Genomic DNA, 19,427 nt, shown 5'->3' with positions numbered 1-19,427 from the left:
GCGATTCTGTGATATTTTACATCATTAACCCTTTATTAATAAGGATAGCGCAAACTCTTGGATGGTCCGATGTATTTGGCGCTTGAAAATAGAAGAAAGAATCGGTGTATACTGGTTCTTTTTTTGATTTTACTATACAAATAAGGAAATATTACCGATAAATAGTATTAAGACTTCATCAATTAGGGTAAGGGAGACAAATATGTATATATCGAAAATTGAATTTGAAAATTTCAGGAATTTCAAAAGTGAAACCATAGAGTTTAGAGATGGAGTTAATGTCATCATTGGGCATAATAATGCAGGTAAATCTAACCTGTTCAAAGCCCTAGCTTTGATATTGGATTCAAAAGGGACAAAAAGATTGGATGTATATGATTTTAACAAAAGTATATCTCTCAACGAGTTAAAAGAGGCGCCTCCTAAAGTAGTGGTTGCAATAACTATCAAACAAAGTATCGGAGAAGATCTGAATTCAGATGATCTAGTTACTGTTGGCAATTGGTTAACCAAATTAGATGAGCCCTATGAGGCATTGTTGACTTATGAATTTACTTTGCCGGAGAAAGAAAAGGCACGATACTTAGATACAATCTCGAGTGCATCAGATGAAGATCAAGCATGGAAATTAATAAAGCATAATTTTATAAGGTTATATGTTTATAGAATATGGGGGGGCAGTATTGTCGCCCAAAATATTGCGGATCAAGAATCATTACAAAAGTTTGATTTTCAATTTTTGGACGCAATACGCGATGTGGAGAGGGACATGCTAACAGGAAGGAATACTCTTCTTCGGGATGTATTAGATTTTTTTATGGACTACGATATTAAATCTGATTTAGGGACACCAGAAATTGAAAGAAGAAATGAGCTCAAGAAAAAGAAACAGGAGTTTTCGGACAAAGCGGATTCTCTTCTATCAGATCTTCAAAAGAGAATGGAGCTGGGTAAAGAGCAGATACTTTCTTATGCTAAAGATACAGGTGCATCTTTTAACGAGGCTAACCCTAATTTCGAAGGAGAAATTTCAGATGTGGAGATGTTTTCAGCTCTTAGATTAATTATTGAATATAACACTGGTATTAAAATTCCGGCAACACATAATGGACTAGGCTATAATAATTTGATTTTTATGTCTTTACTTTTGGCTAAAATGCAAGTTAACTCAGATGGAAATTATTTAGGGAGTAACGCTAAAATTTTTCCTGTATTGGCGATTGAGGAGCCAGAAGCCCATTTACATCCAGCAATGCAATATCAGTTTTTGAAATTTTTAAAAAAGAACAAAACAGACAAAAAAGTTAGACAGATCTTTGTAACTACACATTCTACACATATTACTTCCTCTGTTTCTTTAGACGAGTTGATATGCTTACACAATGAATCTGGGAAAACAAGTATAGGGTATCCAGGGAGAGTTTTTCCAACCGATGAAAATAGCAAAAGATATGTTCAACGGTTTTTAGATGCAACAAAATCCGATATGCTTTTTGCTCAGAGAGTCATTTTTGTAGAAGGATTAGCAGAGCAACTGTTGTTATCCATTTTAGCTAACTATGAAGGTATATCATTAGAGGAAAAACATATAGCCATTATAAATGTTGGAGGAAGATATTTTGAGCATTTTTTATACTTATTTGATAGAGAAAACCCATATGCATTGAACAAAAAAGTGGCATTTTTAACAGATCGAGATCCTGAAAGAAAGAAAATAGGATCAAGAACTAGTTTCAAAAAATGTTACCCATTTGAGTATGATATTAATCATTCTATTTATGAGTACAAAAGAAATCCAGCTTCCTTTAAAAATCAGCCAGATCCAATCAAGAATATTGCTGGTTTCAGTCAAAGTGTAGAAGAAGGAAAAACATTCGAATACGAGTTAATTTTAGCGAATCCTAATTTGGAGCTATTGATAACTGATTCTATGCAAAATAAAGTTGAAATTAAAGAATTAATGGAATTATATAGAAATGGATATGCGCTGAATAATTATAAAGAGACACTACGAAAAAGTGATGAAAATAAGAGGATCTTGGAGAGTATAGATCAGAATACCTTATGGAATAGTGATCAAAAATGCAAAAATATTATAGCAACTCGCTATCTCAATTCAGTCGGGAAAGGAGAAAATGCGTTGGAATTAGCTTACGTATTAGAAGAGAACCTCTCTAAAAAAGGGACCTCTGATTATCATGAATTTAATGTCCCTGAATACATTAAACAAGCTATCGCATGGATAAGCCAATGATTATTATAAATTCAGAGACATTAATAAATTTTGAGCAGCATATTCGAATATCAGCTGGTCCAGGTGCAGGTAAAACATATTGGTTAGTGAAGCATATTCAAAATATTCTGCATCATTCAAAAAGACTGCAGCAAACACGTAAAGTTGCATGTATAACCTACACTAATATTGCAGTAGAAACCATTTTAAAACGTTTAGGAACCAACGCTGAACAAGTAGAAGTTACAACATTTCATAGCTTTTTATATAAACATGTTATAAAACCGTACGCTGTGTTTCTTGCTGAAGAGTATGAATTAAATATCAGGAAATTGGACGGACATGATGACCAAGTTGTCCATATGAAAAAAGTAAAGCATTGGCTGGAGAACCACTCTGAAATTCTTGAATTTAGACATCCTTTTACGATAAAACAATTGACAACTTTAGATGATAATAAAGTTGCTTTATTCAATTGGTTATACTCTTGGCATTATCAATTAGATGAAAAAAAACAGTTAATAATCGTCGGCAATAGAAGCGAAGCTTACTATAAGGCTCTGAACCATGGAAAAGAAGAACGTAGAAATCTAAGCAAAGTATGTTTGGATCTTCTTGAATTAGATATGCTAGCTTACAAGATGCTTTATTGGAAAGAAGGTATCATAGATCACAATGATGTCCTTTTTTTTAGCTACGAGCTCATTAAGAAATATCCCTTCATACTAAAGGTCTTACAAGCTAAGTTTCCTTACTTCTTAGTTGATGAGTTCCAGGATACCCACCCCATACAAACAGAAATTCTGAAGATGCTTGGTACAAATGAAACGAGAATTGGAATTATTGGCGATGAAGCACAGTCCATCTTTGGATTTCAAGGTGCAAAGCCAGGGCAGTTTCGCTCATTTCTGTTACCGAACATTGTTGATTATGTAATGGTTGAGAATAGAAGAAGTACTAACCAAATTATTAAGTTATTAAATAGTATTCGACAAGATATCACACAGGTTCCTTTCAGAAATATAGAAGGGGCCAAACCAACGATTGTTATCGGTGAAAGTTTAAAAGCCTTAAAAATTGCAAGAGATTTAAGTTTTAACTCTGTTGTGCATTCATTGTCAAGAATAAACGTAACTTCTAACTCAATGAAAAAAGAAATTATAGGAGATGTATTAAATAAAGAATTGATTGAGGAGCTATCCAACAAAGACAAAGCAAGTAAAAGCAATCACTATAGAAGCAAAATAATTATCGCTTGTATAAAAGCTACTGAATATGCTCGTGAAGGAAATTTTAAACAAGCTATCAGAGAACTTGAATGCGAATTTAAGGATGCTAATGATGAGACTAAAGGGAAAAAAGAGGCTTTAAAGTATGTTTCCCTGTTGCTTAATAAATATGATATCTTCAAAGACCAAGCGTTGTTACATTTCTATAATATTATCAAAAGCGATATTAAGCCAGAAATTTCGAAGTTGGTAAGAGGGGCTGCCAAAACATTCTATGAGGATTATACTTATGAACAAATTGCATTATGTGTAAATATATCTGAAGATACAAGTGAGCATCGGACTATTCACAAAGCAAAGGGAGACGAGTTCGATAATGTCCTTCTTATTCTAAAATCGAGTAGGGACCTTGATATGTTTTTAAGTTCGAGTATGCATGACAATGAAGAACATCGAATTAACTACGTAGGTTTGAGCAGAGCTAAAGAACGTTTGTTTATTAATGTTCCTTCTATGGAAGAAAAAGATTATGGAAAATTCGAGAATCTGTTTATAATTATGAACGTATAAAAAATGGATATGAAGTATATTACAGGTTTGCTAAGTGTAGGGGCATGGTATAGGTTTTATTAGTTCTCCTTCTTTGTTCGTTCAATTAACCATCTTTTAAACATAACCATGAGAAGATGCCGGATCAAACACATTTTCGGCATCTTCAACTGAGAGTTAACCACAGCCTGCTGGCTTTACATGTATTCTCCAAGTCACATCGGTACCTCTTTGAACTCTAACCATGGAGTTTTTCAGGCCCCCACTTGTTTGGTAATGAAAATCTAGTCCATTAATATATCTTTGGACGCACATATGACGTCCAAGTTCATCCTTGTTGAATACAACAAAGATGGTTCCTCATCCCGAAGAGGACAATTTCCGTGAATATAACTAAAGTGTGCGATCAATTGATGAGAATTGATATTGATCGGTAAAGTAAGCTTGCGAAGACAGTTTATCTAAGTTTATGGAGGAGGCGCATAAATGAAATTTAAGGTTCTTCCAGTCAGTAGTAATGTAAAATATGAACAAGCTGGCTCAATTTATCTTGTAGTCGATAATTGGAATGACTGGTGGGAGTTTCGGGTTCTTTATCAACTATTCTATAAAGATGAAAGAGATGAAGTAATTTACATAGGTTCAGTAAAAATTGGCGAATTTGATATGGTACAAGGGCAGGATAGGGTTAACATTCCATTAGAGTTCGACTCTCTAGGCCAGAAATTTTTCTCAATAGGCCAAGACAAATATTATTATCAGAACCTTAATCGTATGGGAGATGTATTTAGAGATGAATTACTACAAAGATTAAATGATATTTCTTTAAATCTGGTTCTTTTTGAAAAATGCACAAGTGAGTGGGTAACTAAACGGGCCCTTTTGAGAGATATAGGGGTTGAAAAGGTAAGTGAAGAATTTCATTTGCTTGCAAAAGGAGACTCCGCTTTATCGAACTATAACTTTAAATACATTCTATCTAAAAGGGGGAATGAAGCTGATATGTTACATGAGCTTGAATTTATTACTGAACCTGATTCTAATCCCCCTACGAATTTGTACGCTATAATTGGTAGGAATGGAGTAGGGAAAACACACTTACTTAATCAAATGGTTGACTCACTTATGAGTGAAGGGAAAAATGAGGTTGGCGGTGAATTTAAATCTGAAATTGAGCTGGATGAAGGTAATAAATTATTTGAAAATATTATTTATATCTCTTTCAGTGCATTTGATGAAGCTAAATTTCTGAAAAATCAGAAAGGTAGTTCTAAACAAATTCGATATTCCTACATCGGTTTGAAAAGATCGCTGGGAAAAAAGAGTGGTACTTCTAAGACAACAGTAAAAGGTACAGAAGAGAGAATTATAACTAAAAGTACGGAGAATCTCCGTAATGAATTAGTTGAAAGCTTATGGACCTGTAGAGAGATACCCTCAAAAAGAGCAAGACTTGAGCAAGCGATTGAGATGCTCAATACTGATCCTGTTTTCTCTGCTTCTGGAGTAGTAGAATTACTTTCAACTACATCCAAATATGAAGAGACTTTACTAAATTTCGTGGAAAAAGAACGAAGAAAACTAAAATCTAAAGATAAAGAATTATTAAAAAATAGTTTTAAAAAAAGAGCATTACCTTTATGCAAAAAGTTTAGTTCAGGGCACAGTATTGTCTTGTTAACCATATCCAAGTTAATTGAGGAACTCGAAGAGTCTTCACTTGTTTTATTGGATGAACCAGAGTCTCATTTACATCCGCCTTTATTATCCACCTTTACAAGAATACTTTCGAATTTACTTGTCAAACGAAATGGTGTTGGTATTATTGCTACACACTCGCCTGTTATTTTACAAGAAATTCCTAGGAAATGCGCCTGGATTTTTAACCGTAGCGGAAGTAACTTAAAGTTTGAACGCCCTGAAGTAGAAACCTTTGGTGAGAATATAAATATTATAACAAAAGAAGTATTTTCGTTTGAATTAACAAACTCAGGTTTTCATAAATTGTTAGAAGATGTAGCTAATAAAACTGACAGCTATCAAGAAGCGCTAGAGTATTTTAACAATGAGTTAGGGATGCAGGCACGTGCAATTTTAAGAGCACTGATGGTGACGGAGGAAAAAGATAAATGAGAAAAATAAATAAACCAACACAAATAGCATCTGAAGTCTTTACAAAGTGTATTAGCAAAGTAAGAAAAAAAGAATTAAAAGATAGGTTAAAATCTTGCCTACCTGATATTGAATTGGCAGAAGATGAATTTGAGAGACTAGCAGAAGATTCTTCTTTAAGCGCATTTAAAGACGAACTTTGTTCAGTAAGAGGCGTTAGTATTAAAGAAATGGAGGCCGTATACACACAAAGAATGGTTGACAAGGATTCTCCCGGCAGAGAGATATATGATAAATTGATGAATGCATCGACAAATTGGACCTGCCCTATATGTGGTCAGCGCAAAGTTTCCTCGTTGGATCATTTTTTGCCTAAGTCGATGTACCCATCCCTTGTTGTTACACCAATTAATTTAATTCCAGCGTGTGATCAATGTAATAAGAAAAAACTAGATGCAGCTCCAATTTCAAATGAGCAAACAACTTTACATCCATATTTCGATGATTTAGGGGATGAACGCTTTTTATTCGCAAAAGTAATACACTCTATTCCTCCAATTATTAATTTCTATATCGATTCCCCAATAAATTGGAGTAAGGAAAAAGCTAGACGTGTCGAGTATCATTTTGAAACTTTTGAATTAAATCTACTTTATAGTGTACATGCAGTAGATGAAATTCTGGGTCAAGTATACTACTGGAATGAACTAATAGAAGAGGATTTAAGAGATGAGTTAAGCAAGCAGGCTGTAAGTCGAGCGAAGCATCATCCAAATTCCTGGCAAACAGCATTTTATGAGAGTATGGCTCAAAGTGAATGGTTTTGTAAAGGAGGGTTTCATGATTTTACATAAGGGGAAATTGCTTTTTATATTCTGAGATAGTACAAACTTTTGTGAATTTGGAAATCAAATTTTTCTATTTCCAAAAGTCTCGTTCGTAACCATGATAATTATGAAAAGTCTCAAATAACGATGTAATTAATCTCATCTGTAGCCATAAAAATGGCCTTTTCTTTGCTTTATTAGTCTCAACTATAATGGTAACTCACAGATGTGTGATGTGTGGTGTCATAATTAATGAGAATGTTTTCAGAATTAATGAGAATTTTTTTTCATAATTAGTGAGAAATGAATATTTATGCATCAGTAAACAGTGATTGGACTAGTTTTTAGCTTCTTAGAGTGGTTTTGTGAGTAACCATTATAGCTGAGAAATGTAATTAATAAATGAAATTTTATTTAATATATGTTTTGGACAGAGTGGGGGCCTTGACTCATCAGAAGTACCGATGGATCAAGGCATTTCTACTTTAAATGGTGATGATTAATAATTTGGAGTGAACGAAATTGTAAAAGGAGAAAATTAGTGGTGTTTCTAAACAGAAGCATCAATTGGGTGAACTTCTTTCCAAGATAGCTGCCGATGATACCTTAGTTGTGACTAGAATGGAAGGTCTTGATCGAAATACTGACAGTTGTTGCAGCTGGTTGAACAACTTCGTGAAAGAAACATACATTTTATTATCTAAAACTTAGGAATTGATACAAGAACACCTACTGGTAAATTCTTTTTAACTGTTATGGCAGTATTCAGTGAGCTAGATCGAGAAATGATTAAAGAAAAGCAACGTTCGGGGATAAAATTGGCTAAGCAAAAGGGAAAATATCGAGGAAGGGTAAAAAAAAATACAGATAAACACCCAGGAATGAACCATGCAATTGAATTACGAAAAACAACAGATAAAACTGTAAAGGAAATTTGTACTATTATAGGGGTTAGTCAGGCAGCGTTTTAAAGGAAATAGAGGAGAAAGGGCTATAATAACTGGGGATTATTTTATATGTGGCCTCTCAATCCCCGAATCGTTTCCGTACCCCTCTTAGGAACTAACTACAGGTATTGAACGAATATATTTCATATCCAGTTATCTCCTTACCATTGTTAAATATTATTTTACTATCCAAAGGAATAATATAAATGGGTATGTTGGAAAGCTGATTAACTAACCAGCCAATGACCGATCTGTCTGAAAAATCCCTTCAGTTTCACTCAGTACTAGTTTCCTTTTGCTGTATTAATATTGTTTGACATGAATCCTTTTGTAATCACAGTCGCTAATAAAAAAATAAAACAAATATTTATATTAAATATAATAACTAATTTACTAAATAATGCTACACCAATACTCATACCGATAAAATTGCATAAATTATAAACACCAATACTTATTTTCTTGGATTCTTTCAGTTCCAAATCTAATAAATTATTTAAAGCAACTTGTACAACAGAAAAGGCAATGAAGCAACAAACACTTGTTAAAATGTATACTATGCCTATTTTTGAGTTAAAAATACTAATTAAATAACCTATGAAAAAAATATATAATCCTATTCTATAGAATTTTTTCACATTTTTATTAGTCATATTCTTCCCAATCCCTATACTTGCAAACCCTCCTATTAAAGCACTTATAAAAAATAGGATTCCAGACTGTATGGGATTAAAAGTATAAGAAAAAATATAAGAGAGAAGAAAAACATTTGCTCCTAGCAAAAAAAATAACAAAAAACTAAGACTAGTTATTCTAACAAAAATTGTATTATTAAATATTTTTTTATCAATAATTGGGTAAGAAACGGTATTGATATGGCGAATGAATACTAGGGAAAATAAACTACAAAAAACAATAAAAAGAAAATTAATGTTCAAGGCACATAATAAAAAGAGAATACATAATAATAAATAAAACGTCCCTAACCAATCAAATGGAGTCTTATTTTCTACCTTATTTTCTGGAAAAGTAAAATATAAAATTGGTATAAAAATTATTGCACAACTCATAAATAAAAATAACATGTGCCAATCCGTTATGGATAGAATAATACCACTCAGTAAAGGTCCTAAACCTGATCCTAAAGCCATAGCAAAGCTTATAAAAGCAAGACCTATCGGTAATAATGCTCGATCAAGTACATCTATAATTGCAACCATTGTCAGTGAAATAAAGGCTGCCCCTCCGACTCCTTGTGCCATTCTAGATAATACAAGTAAATAAAAATGATCCATAAAAAAGCCCAAGATAGAGAAAAGAACAAAGATAACTAAAGCAAATAGATATAGTTTTTTTAATTGAATGCTTTCAGCAAGCTTACTGTATATTATTGAACCTACTGTAACCATAATTGAATACCCTAAGATAAACCAACTGCTAAAAGATATAGAAATATTTAAGTCTTTAGCAATTGGTACGAGAGCTAAATTAAAAAAGAAACTATTCATTACTCCGAGTAATACAGTACTTAGTAAACAAAACAATATAATCTTATTCTTCAAAGACAAACCCTCCGTTTAACTATTCCATAAAAATAAGACCTTCTTTCCTTTTGTTATAGTTCTAATAGAAATATAATTGAATTGCGGTCAGGATAATCATATTTAATTGACAAATCTTCTTTATCAATCTCTTTAAATCCAGCCTTTTTATAGAAACCGTGTGACCTAGTGGCTTTAGATGGGGTATCTAAAATTATCTTAGAAAAACCTTGTTTCTTAGCAAAATCAAGCAGTGCTTCATAAAGCTTTTTTCCTGTCCCAAATTCTTTACCACGGTAGTCTTTATAAACAAAAAATTTCTTTAATACAGCAACCTCCTTATTTTTCTTTTGCAAACCAATTGAACCTACGACCTCTCCGATATCATTTAACGCTATCCAAAAATTACCGCCATCATTTATATAATTTGAATGAATGTCCAGAATGTCCGGTTGTTCTTTAAGACTAATACCCACTTCATATTCGACATTCTGTACATGCAATATTAATTTAATGACTTCTTCTTTATAACTATCATCGTAAACCGTAATCATTTATTAACTCCTCCAACCGTGTTTATTAAAAGAATGCTATTATATATACCTTTTATTAAGATTTCGCTGCTTTTGCTGCTCCCCAAAGTGCACCTGGATTAGCTCTATTTGGATAGAGTTCTAACATCTTATGGTAGAGCTCCTGTGCTGTTTCCGTTATTTCATTCAATCGGTTAAAATCTCGGATGTAATTTTGTGTCTCGGCGATAATTTTGGGATTATCTTCATTTTCGGGTTTCTTATGTCCAGCAACCACTGCACGTGGTTTTAGTACCTCAAGTTTGTCGAGCACAGCTATCCACTCAATTCGAGTTTCGTTAGTGGTTTCAGCCAAGTAAAGATGAATGTCGTTATAAGTTGCATCCTCTGAAACGATTAAATCAATTGATGGGACGTGTAGAGACGTTGTATCTCCAGTATCAGTAAACCCAGTATTCACCACGATAAGTTTTTGTCCTTCTAGCTCGAACTCACTTCCTTCAAGTTCCTGAGCGACGACTAGATCCTCAGGTATCTCACCAGGAAAGAGTTTATGCCAGAAAGATTCAGGAGATATTTGTTCTTGCATGGCTTTGACAGCATCTGGAGTTGCTATCGCTCTTGCATCAGGGAAACGATCTAAAAGCATCTTTATACCAAAGAAATGATCACCATGACCATGAGTGATATAGATTGTGGTTAAGTTTTTACCACTTTTGACAACCCAATCTACCAATGCTTGATTTTCTTTAATAGTAAGAAATGTATCAATGAGGACTGCGTCTTGTTCACCATAGATAAGCGTGACCGTATTTGCCACCCACTTCAGCAAATCTTGTCCTTCTGGTAAATCTCTACTGAGACCTTGACGCTTTGACACTAACACATCCCAGTTTAGGGGATTTTTTTGATTTTAACTTCCGTCATGTCATTTCTCCTCCCTGACTATTTAGCGTTGTAAATACCTTAATTAAAAGGTACGTCCAGAATGGTTTTCACATAATATCCTTCTGTTTTCAAATTTCCTTAAGATTAACCCGGAACTAATTGTTAGTAAAATTGAAATTCGAGAAGTTATCCATTGATTTTTTTGATACTATAGAAGTGAGATTAAATTGAAAGTTGGTGAACTGATGGAAATACGTCATTTTATTACATTTAAAAAAGTTATTCAATTTGGTAGCTTTACACAAGCAGCAGAACATTTAGGTTACACTCAATCCACGGTCACTTCTCATATTCAAGCACTTGAAGAACATTTGGGTGCACCTCTATTTGATCGGATGGGTCGAAAGGTAAGATTGACTGATATAGGCAAGAAATTATTGCACTATACTCAAGAAATTTTGGATACTTACGGGAAAATCGAAAGCATTGTAAATGATGGTGATGAAATAAGAGGCGAGTTAAGGATTGCTGCTCCTGAATCTTTAACGGTTTATCGACTTGAACCTATATTAAGAGAATATAGAAATAAGTTTCCCCATGTAAGCATCATTCTAAGTAACGCTACTTGCGGAGATAACAAGAGAGCAATACTTAATGGTAGTGCAGATATTGCATTTCTTATGATGCCAACGTTTCAGGATTCAGATTTAATCGTACATTCTTTATTGGACGAGCCTATTGTCCTTGTTGGAAGTCATGACAACCCGCTGAATGTTTTAGATCAAAGCTATGAAAACCAAAAGTTAAACGAGTGTTTGATCACGAATGAGAAAGAATGCAGTTATCGAACCATGTTTGAAGAATATCTTCGAGAAAGAGGAATCTTACTTTCCAACACGATGGAACTTTGGAGTATTGAGGCGATAAAACGTTGCGTAATGAGTGGGCTGGGTATTGCTTGTTTACCATTAATAACTGTAATTAATGAAATCAAGGATGGAAGGTTAAAGGTTATTCCTTGCAAAGGTGATCTTAAACAGATCTCAGCCCAAGTTGTTTATCATAAAAACAAGTGGATTTCCCCCGCTCTATCAAAGTTTATCGATATTACATTGAAACACACAAGAGACTGGTCACGAGAGGAAATTATTTGTTAAGGCAACCGGAGGCCTGAGTTTCATTTTCTCCTCCATAATAGCAGCTTAAAGCATGAAAAATAGGCAAATGATTCAGACTCAAGCGACCCTCATTTTGAAATCTTAATACCTATAGCTAAACCATAAACGGTTTTTCTTGAAACGGGCGCTGTAATGGAGTAACGAAAAAAGTCTTATTTCCCAGCATTTATTGAAAAATCAGGCTTTTAATATGAGGATTTCCTTAACGTTGTAATTCCGCATTTTCCTGACGTTACCCCGTAAAGAAATATTAGAAAAGGTAAAGACGGGCACACATATTGATAAAAAATGAATTAAATTCAGTAGTTTAATTATATTATTAGTACTATTTTTTTATAAATATATTACAAATAATGGATTAAAGCACACAACTTTATTGTATACCGCACAGGGGGAAATAATTGTAGTTGACTCGCTAGTACACAACTTTATTGTTCGAAGAAAGTGGTGTCATATTAAATAAGAAAATTTTTAGATTAAACGAGAAAATTATCATAATTGATGTTCGAAGAAAATAAAGTTGTAGACTGGAGTTGCTGATTTTACGCGATTGTCCATTTCAAAGGTCGTCAGCTTTTGAGAAATATGTTTTTCGACTGATCCGACAAATGCAACAGCGGCAGATAAGGAAGCGAAAATAAAATCCTAGACTGGCCGCTGTTGTGGTCAACATTCAACATCGTGTCCCGTTAGCCAAATAACACTGCAGTTTGTAAGAGAGCGTCCAGCCGCCCTGGGTCTATGTTCTGCAGCGACGCCCCAATCTCATGCATGTGGCGCCTTGCTTCCTCCAGCTTGGCGACAAGCTGCTTCTTGCTCTCTGGCTGAGGAGGCGTATATTGTAGGTCGGGGTAGTACCAGCGAAGCTGTCACAGCCCGTAAAGTAAACCAGTGAAAAGTCCGGTTTTTGTTGGTATCGTAACCATAGTTCTGCTGTGCACTCGTTATTCTGGTTCAACGTGGTTTCCAAGGCGCAAATTGAATTACTTTCATCATATGAGAGGGCTCAAGAAAAAAGATTATTCGAAGTTTATATCTTTAATGCTTTATTTTCCAGTGAATCAGGATTATTAACAATTTTAGTGCGAGGTAATGACCCGTCTGTACTTCTGAAAAAACTGTTAGCGAGGGTGCACCTTCAGTGATTCCGACCTGGATCAGTTCTGGTTACCTGACTTGCGGAAACAGAATCTTTTTCAACACAACATAGGTATGCTCGTTTTGCTTAATGTTGTGTTATGGCGACTTTTGTTGTTATCAAAAAATCCCTTTGGCCACAAGCAAATGAATTTCATCACTTTGTAGTTCAAGGGGGACAGCGATGGTTCGTCTAGTTTATCTATTCATTCGATTGGCAACCCTCTATATCTCCAAAGCGTAGGCAAGCGCTTGAGCTTGGGTCATCTCTTTCCCTTTGTTCCACCATCTATACCATTCCTGTTCCTGCAAACCCTGCTGAATGGCGCTTACACTCTTACGATGTTCGTCAGGAAAATTGGGTATGCTACCCTCATCATAGGCTTGACGACCTTTCTCGGCTGCTCCAAGAAGGATCGCTGCATCGGTCAGCGCTCCCTGAGCGCATAAGGTAATCCCTAACCCCTCAATTCCTCGGGAGAGAACCCAGGACCCTCGATATATTTGGCTTGCGGCAATGCATTTCTTGAAATATTCGATTGATTGATCCAGCTTCCCGAGTTTCAAAGCGGTATACCCAAGACATTCATAGGGACCGGACACTTCCCACTGATCCTGTACCGTTTCAAAGAGATGTACACTTTCTCTCAGCAATACGGAAGCATCATTGTATCGGTGCTGTTCCAGCCGTATTTTGCCGTATGCATGCAGAGAAGAGGCAAGATTCCATGAGTCATGAGCGCTTCTCGCCAAGTCTGCACTCTGCTGTACAACCGTTTCCGCTTCCTCGATACAATTCTGCTTAATGTGGAGAAAAGCGAGCAAACGCAGGGATGAGGCTAACAGGGAAATCTCTTGTTGTTCACGGGCAATTTCCACACTTCGTGTCGCTGCTTCCATAGCTGTTTTTGTATGGCCCTGTATAAATTGAATAATACTCAATCCATGCCACGCTTTGGCTGAATCCGTACGAAAGGCATGGCTTTCTTCTTCCGTGTACAGAAATCTCTCCAACCAAAACAACCCATCTTTCAACCTGCCTTCGTGAAGCCAGAACCAATACAGATGCGCCGCCATATGAAGACCACTAGGACGGACCTGAACACTTGAATAAGACCATTGAAGTGCAGAACGCAGATTGGCATATTCCCGTCTTACCGCCTCGATGCAGGACTCACGTTCAATGCTCCGAAATTGGGATTCAGCCTGTAGAAGGTACTTCATGTAATACCTCACATGACGCTCATAGAGAGCATCTCGCTTGCGATCATCGGATTCTTCACGGAACTTGTCACTCGCATATTCCTTGATGGCCTCCAGCAGAAAATAGCGAATGGAGCCATAGTGCGAGCTGATTTGTGTGGAGACTAGAGACTTGTTAACTAGGCTCGACAAGAGATCAACCACGTCTACCACAGTTATGCGGTCTTCCCGATCGGGTATGTCTGGTTCACAGATGCAGATTCCTTCCACCGCCTCCAGTGTGAAACCTCCTTCGAATACACTAAGCCGTCTTAATAAAAGACGTTCCCTGCCCGTAAGTAGATTATAGCTCCAGTCAATTGTTGAACGTAACGTTTGGTGCCGGGGCGTGGCTGTTCGTTTGCCTACGGTCAGCAGGGTCAGCTGATTCGTCAGACGTTCTTCAATCTGTTCCAGGGTCAGCATATTCATTCGTGCCACAGCAAGCTCAATCGCTAACGGGATGCCCCCAATTTTCTTGCATATCGAAGCAATCCGTTTCAGATGGGGAAGGGAGACCGCAAAATGGGGAGCCTGAATGCTGGCTCGTTCCAGGAACAGTTGTACGGATTCATAGTTTATCAATTCCGTTTCGGAAAGTTCATCCAGTGTGACTTCATCCACGGGAAAAGAAAGCGGAGGGATTCGGTAAACATACTCTTCTGCAATGTTAAGTGGCTCTCGACTGGTCGCCAAAATGGATAACTCTGGTGCCTCTGCCAGAAGAGACTCGGCCACCGTGGCGATGACATCAATGAGATGCTCACAATTATCGAAAATAAATAGCATATTACGGTTGATTGCCGTTTCCAGTACAACTTGTACATCGGGCTGGCTCCCTTGGTTTGACAGCCCCAGCGTGGATAAAAGAAACGGACCCACGTCATGCGCTTCACTGATTGCACCAAATTCAAACATCCAGATGCCTTGCGGAAAACGTTCCGTAAGCGTCGAAGCCAGTTCGACAGCAAGGGACGTTTTGCCGATTCCACCAGATCCAATGATGGAAACTAGCGCGTGGTGAGTTAACTGCTCCGCCAAGGCATCTCTGGATTGATGTCGTCCAACAAAGGTGGATGGCATCTTCCGTAATCGGGCTGGTGCCGTGACCGCGGTACCTCGCTTTTCTTTGCCTGTCTCCGGCTGTATTGCTTTGGTTGTCATCAGCGTATCAAACCAGGCCTTATCAAAATCCTCAAACTCGCGTCTCGTGGCTGAACGCGCTTCCGATAAACGCTTTACAGCCATCCAAAGCTGTTCAGCTTCCTGGCGAGGATCTCCCTTCAGAAACAACCCTTCTTCCCAAAAAACCTGAATAATCTGCTTGAGGTTTCCGATGCTGGGTAGACGATCTCCACTTTCCCATTGCTGTACCGTCCTTGGATCAACACCAACCCGCTTCGCCAGATCCACTTGCCGCATCTTTTTTGACGTCTCTTGTCTGGAAGGTCTCGTACGAATTTTTTTGATCCATTCATGGGGCCAATCTTTTGCGTATTTACTGTCATCCATTCAATCACCTGAATTTCATAGTTTGAGCAACTTGAACACACGAACAAACACGAACTTATGTACATTCGTGCTCTGGATTGTAGCAGATAAAATAATCCATATCAACATAAACAAAACAAGGAGGTAACACTGATGCCTTTAACTCGCATTGTTACACTGAAGGGTCGTCCGAGTAAAGAGAAAACGCAGATCGGGGAAGTTGTCTTGCAAACTGTCGTGGATAAACTGCATGTACCTGCAAACGATCGGTTTTTGATTATTGAAGAACTGGATCGCGAAAATTTGAGTTTTGATCCAACGTGTCTCGACATTGAAAGAAGTGATGGATTTCTTATCATTCAAATCACTTTGAACATCGGTCGTTCTGATGAAGTGAAAAAAGATTTTTACGCGGCACTTGCCGAGCAGTTGCATCAGAAGATTGGTATTCGTAAAGAGGATGTATTCATCAATCTTATTGAGGTTACGAAAGAAAACTGGTCGTATGGCAATGGTCTTGGTCCATTCCTCGCCTAACTCATTACCCATCATAAATTTCGTTTATATAAGAAAGGAAGTCATAACCATGTCAACATTATTATATATTACTGCTCACCCTGGTAACCCGGAAGCATCCTACAGCCTTGCTGCCGGCGAACAATTTGTACAAGCTTATCGCGAAAGCCACCCACAGGATGAGGTTATTCATGTGGATCTGTATCGACGCAACATTCCGTACATTGATGCTGACGTATTGGAAGCGTGGGGCAAGCTGCAAACGGGCGGTACGTTCAATCAACTGACAGTGGAACAGCAGCAAAAAGTAACTCAGTTAAATGAACTCCTGGAGGAGTTCGTGACCGCAGACAAATATGTGTTCGTGACACCGATGTGGAATTTCTCATATCCTCCGGTGATGAAAGCATACATTGATTCCTTCTGTGTCAGAGCTAAAACATTCAAATACACCGAAAACGGCCCGGTCGGCCTGCTCAAAAACAAAAAAGCGTTCCACATCCAAGCTAGTGGCGGCGTGTACTCCGCAGGTCCTGTCGCTGATCGGGAGAACGGCAGCCGTCACCTGAAAACCGTACTGAATTTTGTGGGAATTACTGACGTGGATCATCTATACATCGAGGGTATATCTTCAGCAGGAGAGCGTGCGCCTCAGATCAAAGCCGAAGCCATTGGACAAGCACGTACAGCAGCGCAAAACTTCTAAGCAATGATGAAGCATGTATCGTAAAACATGTTTGCATACATCTCCGGCTCCACGTTTGTCATTCAAAATCTGTTCGGTACGTCTCCGCAGCTATTCAGCATACTGTTTGCCCTGAACGGACTGGGACTAATCATTCCAGGTCAGATTACAGGGCGACTGTCAGTGAGCATTAGCGGGCAAACTCTGTTTATAAGCGAAATTACGCTGGCAACTGTGAGTGGTTTAATCTTATTCATTGTGCTGATCAGTGGTGGGAGACTGTATGCCGTTTGCACCCCTCTATTTTTCACCGTTTCCAGCGTCGGTATCGTAACCACAACCGGTTCCTCCCTTGCGATGCAAAACTATGGACAAGCGGCCGGCAGCGCATCAGCACTGCTGGTCTGATCTCATTCGTACTGGGCGGACTGGCGGCACCTTTGACCGGCCTCGGTGGGGGTAAATTGGCCATACCCATGGGCCTAATTATTGTGTTATCTAACATGGTTGCAGTTGCGTGTTATATGATCTTCACCCGCAGAAAACCCGGCAACAATCAATGAATTCAAGGAGGAAGCATAATGAAGGTGACCTATCATGGACATTCTGTTGTAAAAATTGAGACCCTCGGGAAAATCATTCTGATCGATCCGTTTATTACAGGGAACGCCAATACGGACCTGGATGCATCCACGGTAAAGACGGATGTGATTCTGTTAACCCATGGGCACGGCGATCATGTGGGAGATACCGTAGAGATTGCCAAACGTAACAACGCGCTGGTTATTGCTTCGGCAGAACTGGCGGACCTTCTCGGATGGGAAGGCGTACGTACACATGCAATGAGCATCGGCGGAGCGTATACATTTGACTTTGGGAAAGTAAAATTGACACAAGCTTTTCATAGTTCAAGTCATGTATACAAAGAAACAAAAACAATTATCTATACGGGGATGCCCACGGGAATACTGTTTTCCGCCGAAGGTAAAACGCTGTTTCATGCCGGGGACACAGGCCTGTTTTACGATATGAAGGTGATTGGAGAACGCAATGCAATTGACCTGGCTTTTCTACCCATCGGGGACAATCACACTATGGGTCCAGAAGACGCCGCAGTGGCTACAGAATGGCTTCAGGCCAAACAGGTTGTACCGATCCATTTCAACACGTTTCCGTTCATTAAGCAAGACCCCCATTTCTTTGTTTCGTTACTGCCGACCGGGGTAGGGGTAGTTCTTGAAGCTGGTGAGGGAATTGAACTTTAACGCTGATCATTTTGACTTTATCACGAAATAATCGGCCGAAAACAAGAAAACAAAGAAGTCCATCTTATACGATTATCAAGAGATATTTTTGAATAGCCCAGTAAGGTAGGGGGGGATTTCAATTATCCGCTCTTTCGAACAGATTGAAGACGCGTTGCGTCATAGCACACAGCAGGATGAATATATATTGGATGGTACGCTGGTGATTGAGGAGTATATAGACGACGGGGAAGAATACAGCGTTGAGGTGCTGACGACTAATGGAAGGCACGAAGTGCTTGCAATCACAACCAAAGAGGTGGTAATGCCTTATTTCATAGAGGCTGGTCACCTGTTACCCGCACCTTTGAAAATGGAAGATCGAGAGGCTATTCAAGAAACGGTATGCAGTTTACTCACTTCCATTGGACATCTTGAAGGCCCCTCACATACAGAAATCAAGCTACGGCGAGGCATACCGTACATTATCGAGTCTCACACACGATACGGTGGCAATCAAATTTGGGATATGGTTCGGCTAACCACAGGCGTCAACATGCAGCGTGCTACCGTGTGTCATTTGCTCGACATTCCTTATGTGAAAGAGAAGGTGAAATATCCGTTCTGCTGCATAAAATTGTTGCTGCCACAAGTGGAAGGAAAGGTCGTCATTATGAGCGTCAATGGAGTAAACGAGGCGGAGCATATGGATGGAATCCATCGAATCAGTTTAGATGTAGGAGAACACTCGGAGCTCGTCCCGGCGACTAGCAACAAAAACTATATAGGATATTTTTTGGGAGGGGGGAGTCCCCCCGAAGAAGCAGCGGCATCGGTAGAGCATGCGCTTTCATTAATCCGAATTGAAACAGCCTCCATCCAGCAGGTTCAATCTATCTGAGCACAACTTGCACGAGACTGTTCATTTGTATCGGGTCTGCCCAAGGGCAGACTCTTTTTTTGTACAAGAAAAAGTCCATCTTATAATCGTTAGCTTGGTTTTTTTTGTGAAAATATGGTCCAAAGGTCCTTTGTTCTGAACCAATTAATAAAAATATATAAAAAAGATAGAGAA

At 38.0% G+C, this 19,427-nt stretch carries 14 protein-coding genes and 1 pseudogene; 11 read left to right on the top strand and 4 right to left on the bottom strand.

Annotation, left to right across the window (positions count from 1 at the left end):
- Nucleotides 1–202 precede the first annotated feature (202 nt).
- From MKX30_RS22095 to MKX30_RS27435, 5 genes and pseudogenes are all read left to right on the top strand, one after another.
- Complete coding sequence (locus tag MKX30_RS22095) at nt 203–2,254, top strand: ATP-dependent nuclease (protein WP_341063509.1); 2,052 nt, start codon at nt 203–205, stop codon at nt 2,252–2,254.
- Nucleotides 2,239–4,032, top strand: coding sequence for an ATP-dependent helicase (locus MKX30_RS22090; RefSeq protein ID WP_341063508.1), 1,794 nt, complete (start codon nt 2,239–2,241; stop codon nt 4,030–4,032). The genes MKX30_RS22095 and MKX30_RS22090 overlap by 16 nt, the downstream gene beginning before the upstream one ends.
- A 465-nt stretch (nt 4,033–4,497) precedes the next feature.
- The gene (locus MKX30_RS22085) at nt 4,498–6,144 is read left to right on the top strand and encodes an AAA family ATPase (RefSeq protein WP_341063507.1); all 1,647 of its coding nucleotides are present in this window, start codon (nt 4,498–4,500) and stop codon (nt 6,142–6,144) included.
- The gene (locus tag MKX30_RS22080) at nt 6,141–6,977 is read left to right on the top strand and encodes an HNH endonuclease (RefSeq protein WP_341063506.1); all 837 of its coding nucleotides are present in this window, start codon (nt 6,141–6,143) and stop codon (nt 6,975–6,977) included. The genes MKX30_RS22085 and MKX30_RS22080 overlap by 4 nt, the downstream gene beginning before the upstream one ends.
- Nucleotides 6,978–7,456: 479 nt before the next feature.
- Nucleotides 7,457–7,921, top strand: a pseudogene (locus MKX30_RS27435) (recombinase family protein); the annotation flags it as partial.
- A 260-nt stretch (nt 7,922–8,181) separates the two neighbouring features.
- Here MKX30_RS27435 and MKX30_RS22065 read toward each other — a convergent pair.
- The 3 genes from MKX30_RS22065 to MKX30_RS22055 are packed head-to-tail and all read right to left on the bottom strand — an operon-like array spanning nt 8,182 to nt 10,851.
- Nucleotides 8,182–9,459, bottom strand: coding sequence for an MFS transporter (locus MKX30_RS22065; RefSeq protein ID WP_028541115.1), 1,278 nt, complete (start codon nt 9,457–9,459; stop codon nt 8,182–8,184).
- A gap of 53 nt (nt 9,460–9,512) precedes the next feature.
- Nucleotides 9,513–9,992 carry a GNAT family N-acetyltransferase gene (locus MKX30_RS22060; RefSeq protein ID WP_341063505.1) on the bottom strand — a complete coding sequence of 160 codons (480 nt, stop codon included), beginning with the start codon at nt 9,990–9,992 and terminating at the stop codon, nt 9,513–9,515.
- Between the two features lie 55 nt (nt 9,993–10,047).
- The gene (locus MKX30_RS22055; protein ID WP_341063503.1) at nt 10,048–10,851 is read right to left on the bottom strand and encodes an MBL fold metallo-hydrolase; all 804 of its coding nucleotides are present in this window, start codon (nt 10,849–10,851) and stop codon (nt 10,048–10,050) included.
- Between the two features lie 235 nt (nt 10,852–11,086).
- On the opposite strand from MKX30_RS22055, the gene MKX30_RS22050 reads away from it, so the two are divergent.
- A complete protein-coding gene (locus tag MKX30_RS22050; RefSeq protein WP_341063502.1) occupies nt 11,087–12,016 on the top strand; it encodes a LysR family transcriptional regulator in 930 nt (309 codons plus the stop codon).
- A 1,383-nt stretch (nt 12,017–13,399) separates the two neighbouring features.
- Here MKX30_RS22050 and MKX30_RS22045 read toward each other — a convergent pair.
- The gene (locus tag MKX30_RS22045) at nt 13,400–15,928 is read right to left on the bottom strand and encodes a helix-turn-helix domain-containing protein (RefSeq protein WP_209940910.1); all 2,529 of its coding nucleotides are present in this window, start codon (nt 15,926–15,928) and stop codon (nt 13,400–13,402) included.
- A gap of 132 nt (nt 15,929–16,060) precedes the next feature.
- Between MKX30_RS22045 and MKX30_RS22040 the strand changes: the two genes are divergently transcribed.
- From MKX30_RS22040 to MKX30_RS22020, 5 genes are all read left to right on the top strand, one after another.
- Nucleotides 16,061–16,444: a tautomerase family protein gene (locus tag MKX30_RS22040; protein ID WP_023986848.1), complete on the top strand. Its 384-nt coding sequence runs from the start codon at nt 16,061–16,063 to the stop codon at nt 16,442–16,444.
- A 49-nt stretch (nt 16,445–16,493) separates the two neighbouring features.
- Nucleotides 16,494–17,129, top strand: a complete 636-nt coding sequence (locus MKX30_RS22035; protein WP_023986849.1) for an FMN-dependent NADH-azoreductase — start codon at nt 16,494–16,496, stop codon at nt 17,127–17,129.
- Nucleotides 17,130–17,156: 27 nt separating this feature from the next.
- Nucleotides 17,157–17,516: a hypothetical protein gene (locus MKX30_RS22030; protein WP_341063501.1), complete on the top strand. Its 360-nt coding sequence runs from the start codon at nt 17,157–17,159 to the stop codon at nt 17,514–17,516.
- 173 nt (nt 17,517–17,689) lie between these two features.
- Entirely contained in the window at nt 17,690–18,373 is a 684-nt protein-coding gene (locus MKX30_RS22025; protein ID WP_068941283.1) for a metal-dependent hydrolase, read from the top strand.
- 115 nt (nt 18,374–18,488) lie between these two features.
- Nucleotides 18,489–19,253: an ATP-grasp domain-containing protein gene (locus tag MKX30_RS22020; RefSeq protein WP_341063599.1), complete on the top strand. Its 765-nt coding sequence runs from the start codon at nt 18,489–18,491 to the stop codon at nt 19,251–19,253.
- Nucleotides 19,254–19,427 lie beyond the last annotated feature (174 nt).

Source organism: Paenibacillus sp. FSL P2-0173 (assembly GCF_038008045.1).
GTDB classification, from domain to species: Bacteria; Bacillota; Bacilli; order Paenibacillales; family Paenibacillaceae; genus Paenibacillus; species Paenibacillus polymyxa_B.
This window is presented reverse-complemented; position numbering and strand designations above follow the sequence as displayed.

Excerpts from the sequence above, each read along its gene's own strand:
- MKX30_RS22095 (WP_341063509.1), top strand. The coding sequence starts at position 203 with ATGTATATATCGAAAATTGAATTTGAAAATTTCAGGAATTTCAAAAGT.
- MKX30_RS22090 (WP_341063508.1), top strand. The coding sequence starts at position 2,239 with ATGGATAAGCCAATGATTATTATAAATTCAGAGACATTAATAAATTTT.
- MKX30_RS22085 (WP_341063507.1), top strand. The coding sequence starts at position 4,498 with ATGAAATTTAAGGTTCTTCCAGTCAGTAGTAATGTAAAATATGAACAA.
- MKX30_RS22080 (WP_341063506.1), top strand. The coding sequence starts at position 6,141 with ATGAGAAAAATAAATAAACCAACACAAATAGCATCTGAAGTCTTTACA.
- MKX30_RS22060 (WP_341063505.1), bottom strand. The coding sequence starts at position 9,992 with ATGATTACGGTTTACGATGATAGTTATAAAGAAGAAGTCATTAAATTA.
- MKX30_RS22045 (WP_209940910.1), bottom strand. The coding sequence starts at position 15,928 with ATGGATGACAGTAAATACGCAAAAGATTGGCCCCATGAATGGATCAAA.
- MKX30_RS22040 (WP_023986848.1), top strand. The coding sequence starts at position 16,061 with ATGCCTTTAACTCGCATTGTTACACTGAAGGGTCGTCCGAGTAAAGAG.
- MKX30_RS22035 (WP_023986849.1), top strand. The coding sequence starts at position 16,494 with ATGTCAACATTATTATATATTACTGCTCACCCTGGTAACCCGGAAGCA.
- MKX30_RS22030 (WP_341063501.1), top strand. The coding sequence starts at position 17,157 with ATGTTTGCATACATCTCCGGCTCCACGTTTGTCATTCAAAATCTGTTC.
- MKX30_RS22025 (WP_068941283.1), top strand. The coding sequence starts at position 17,690 with ATGAAGGTGACCTATCATGGACATTCTGTTGTAAAAATTGAGACCCTC.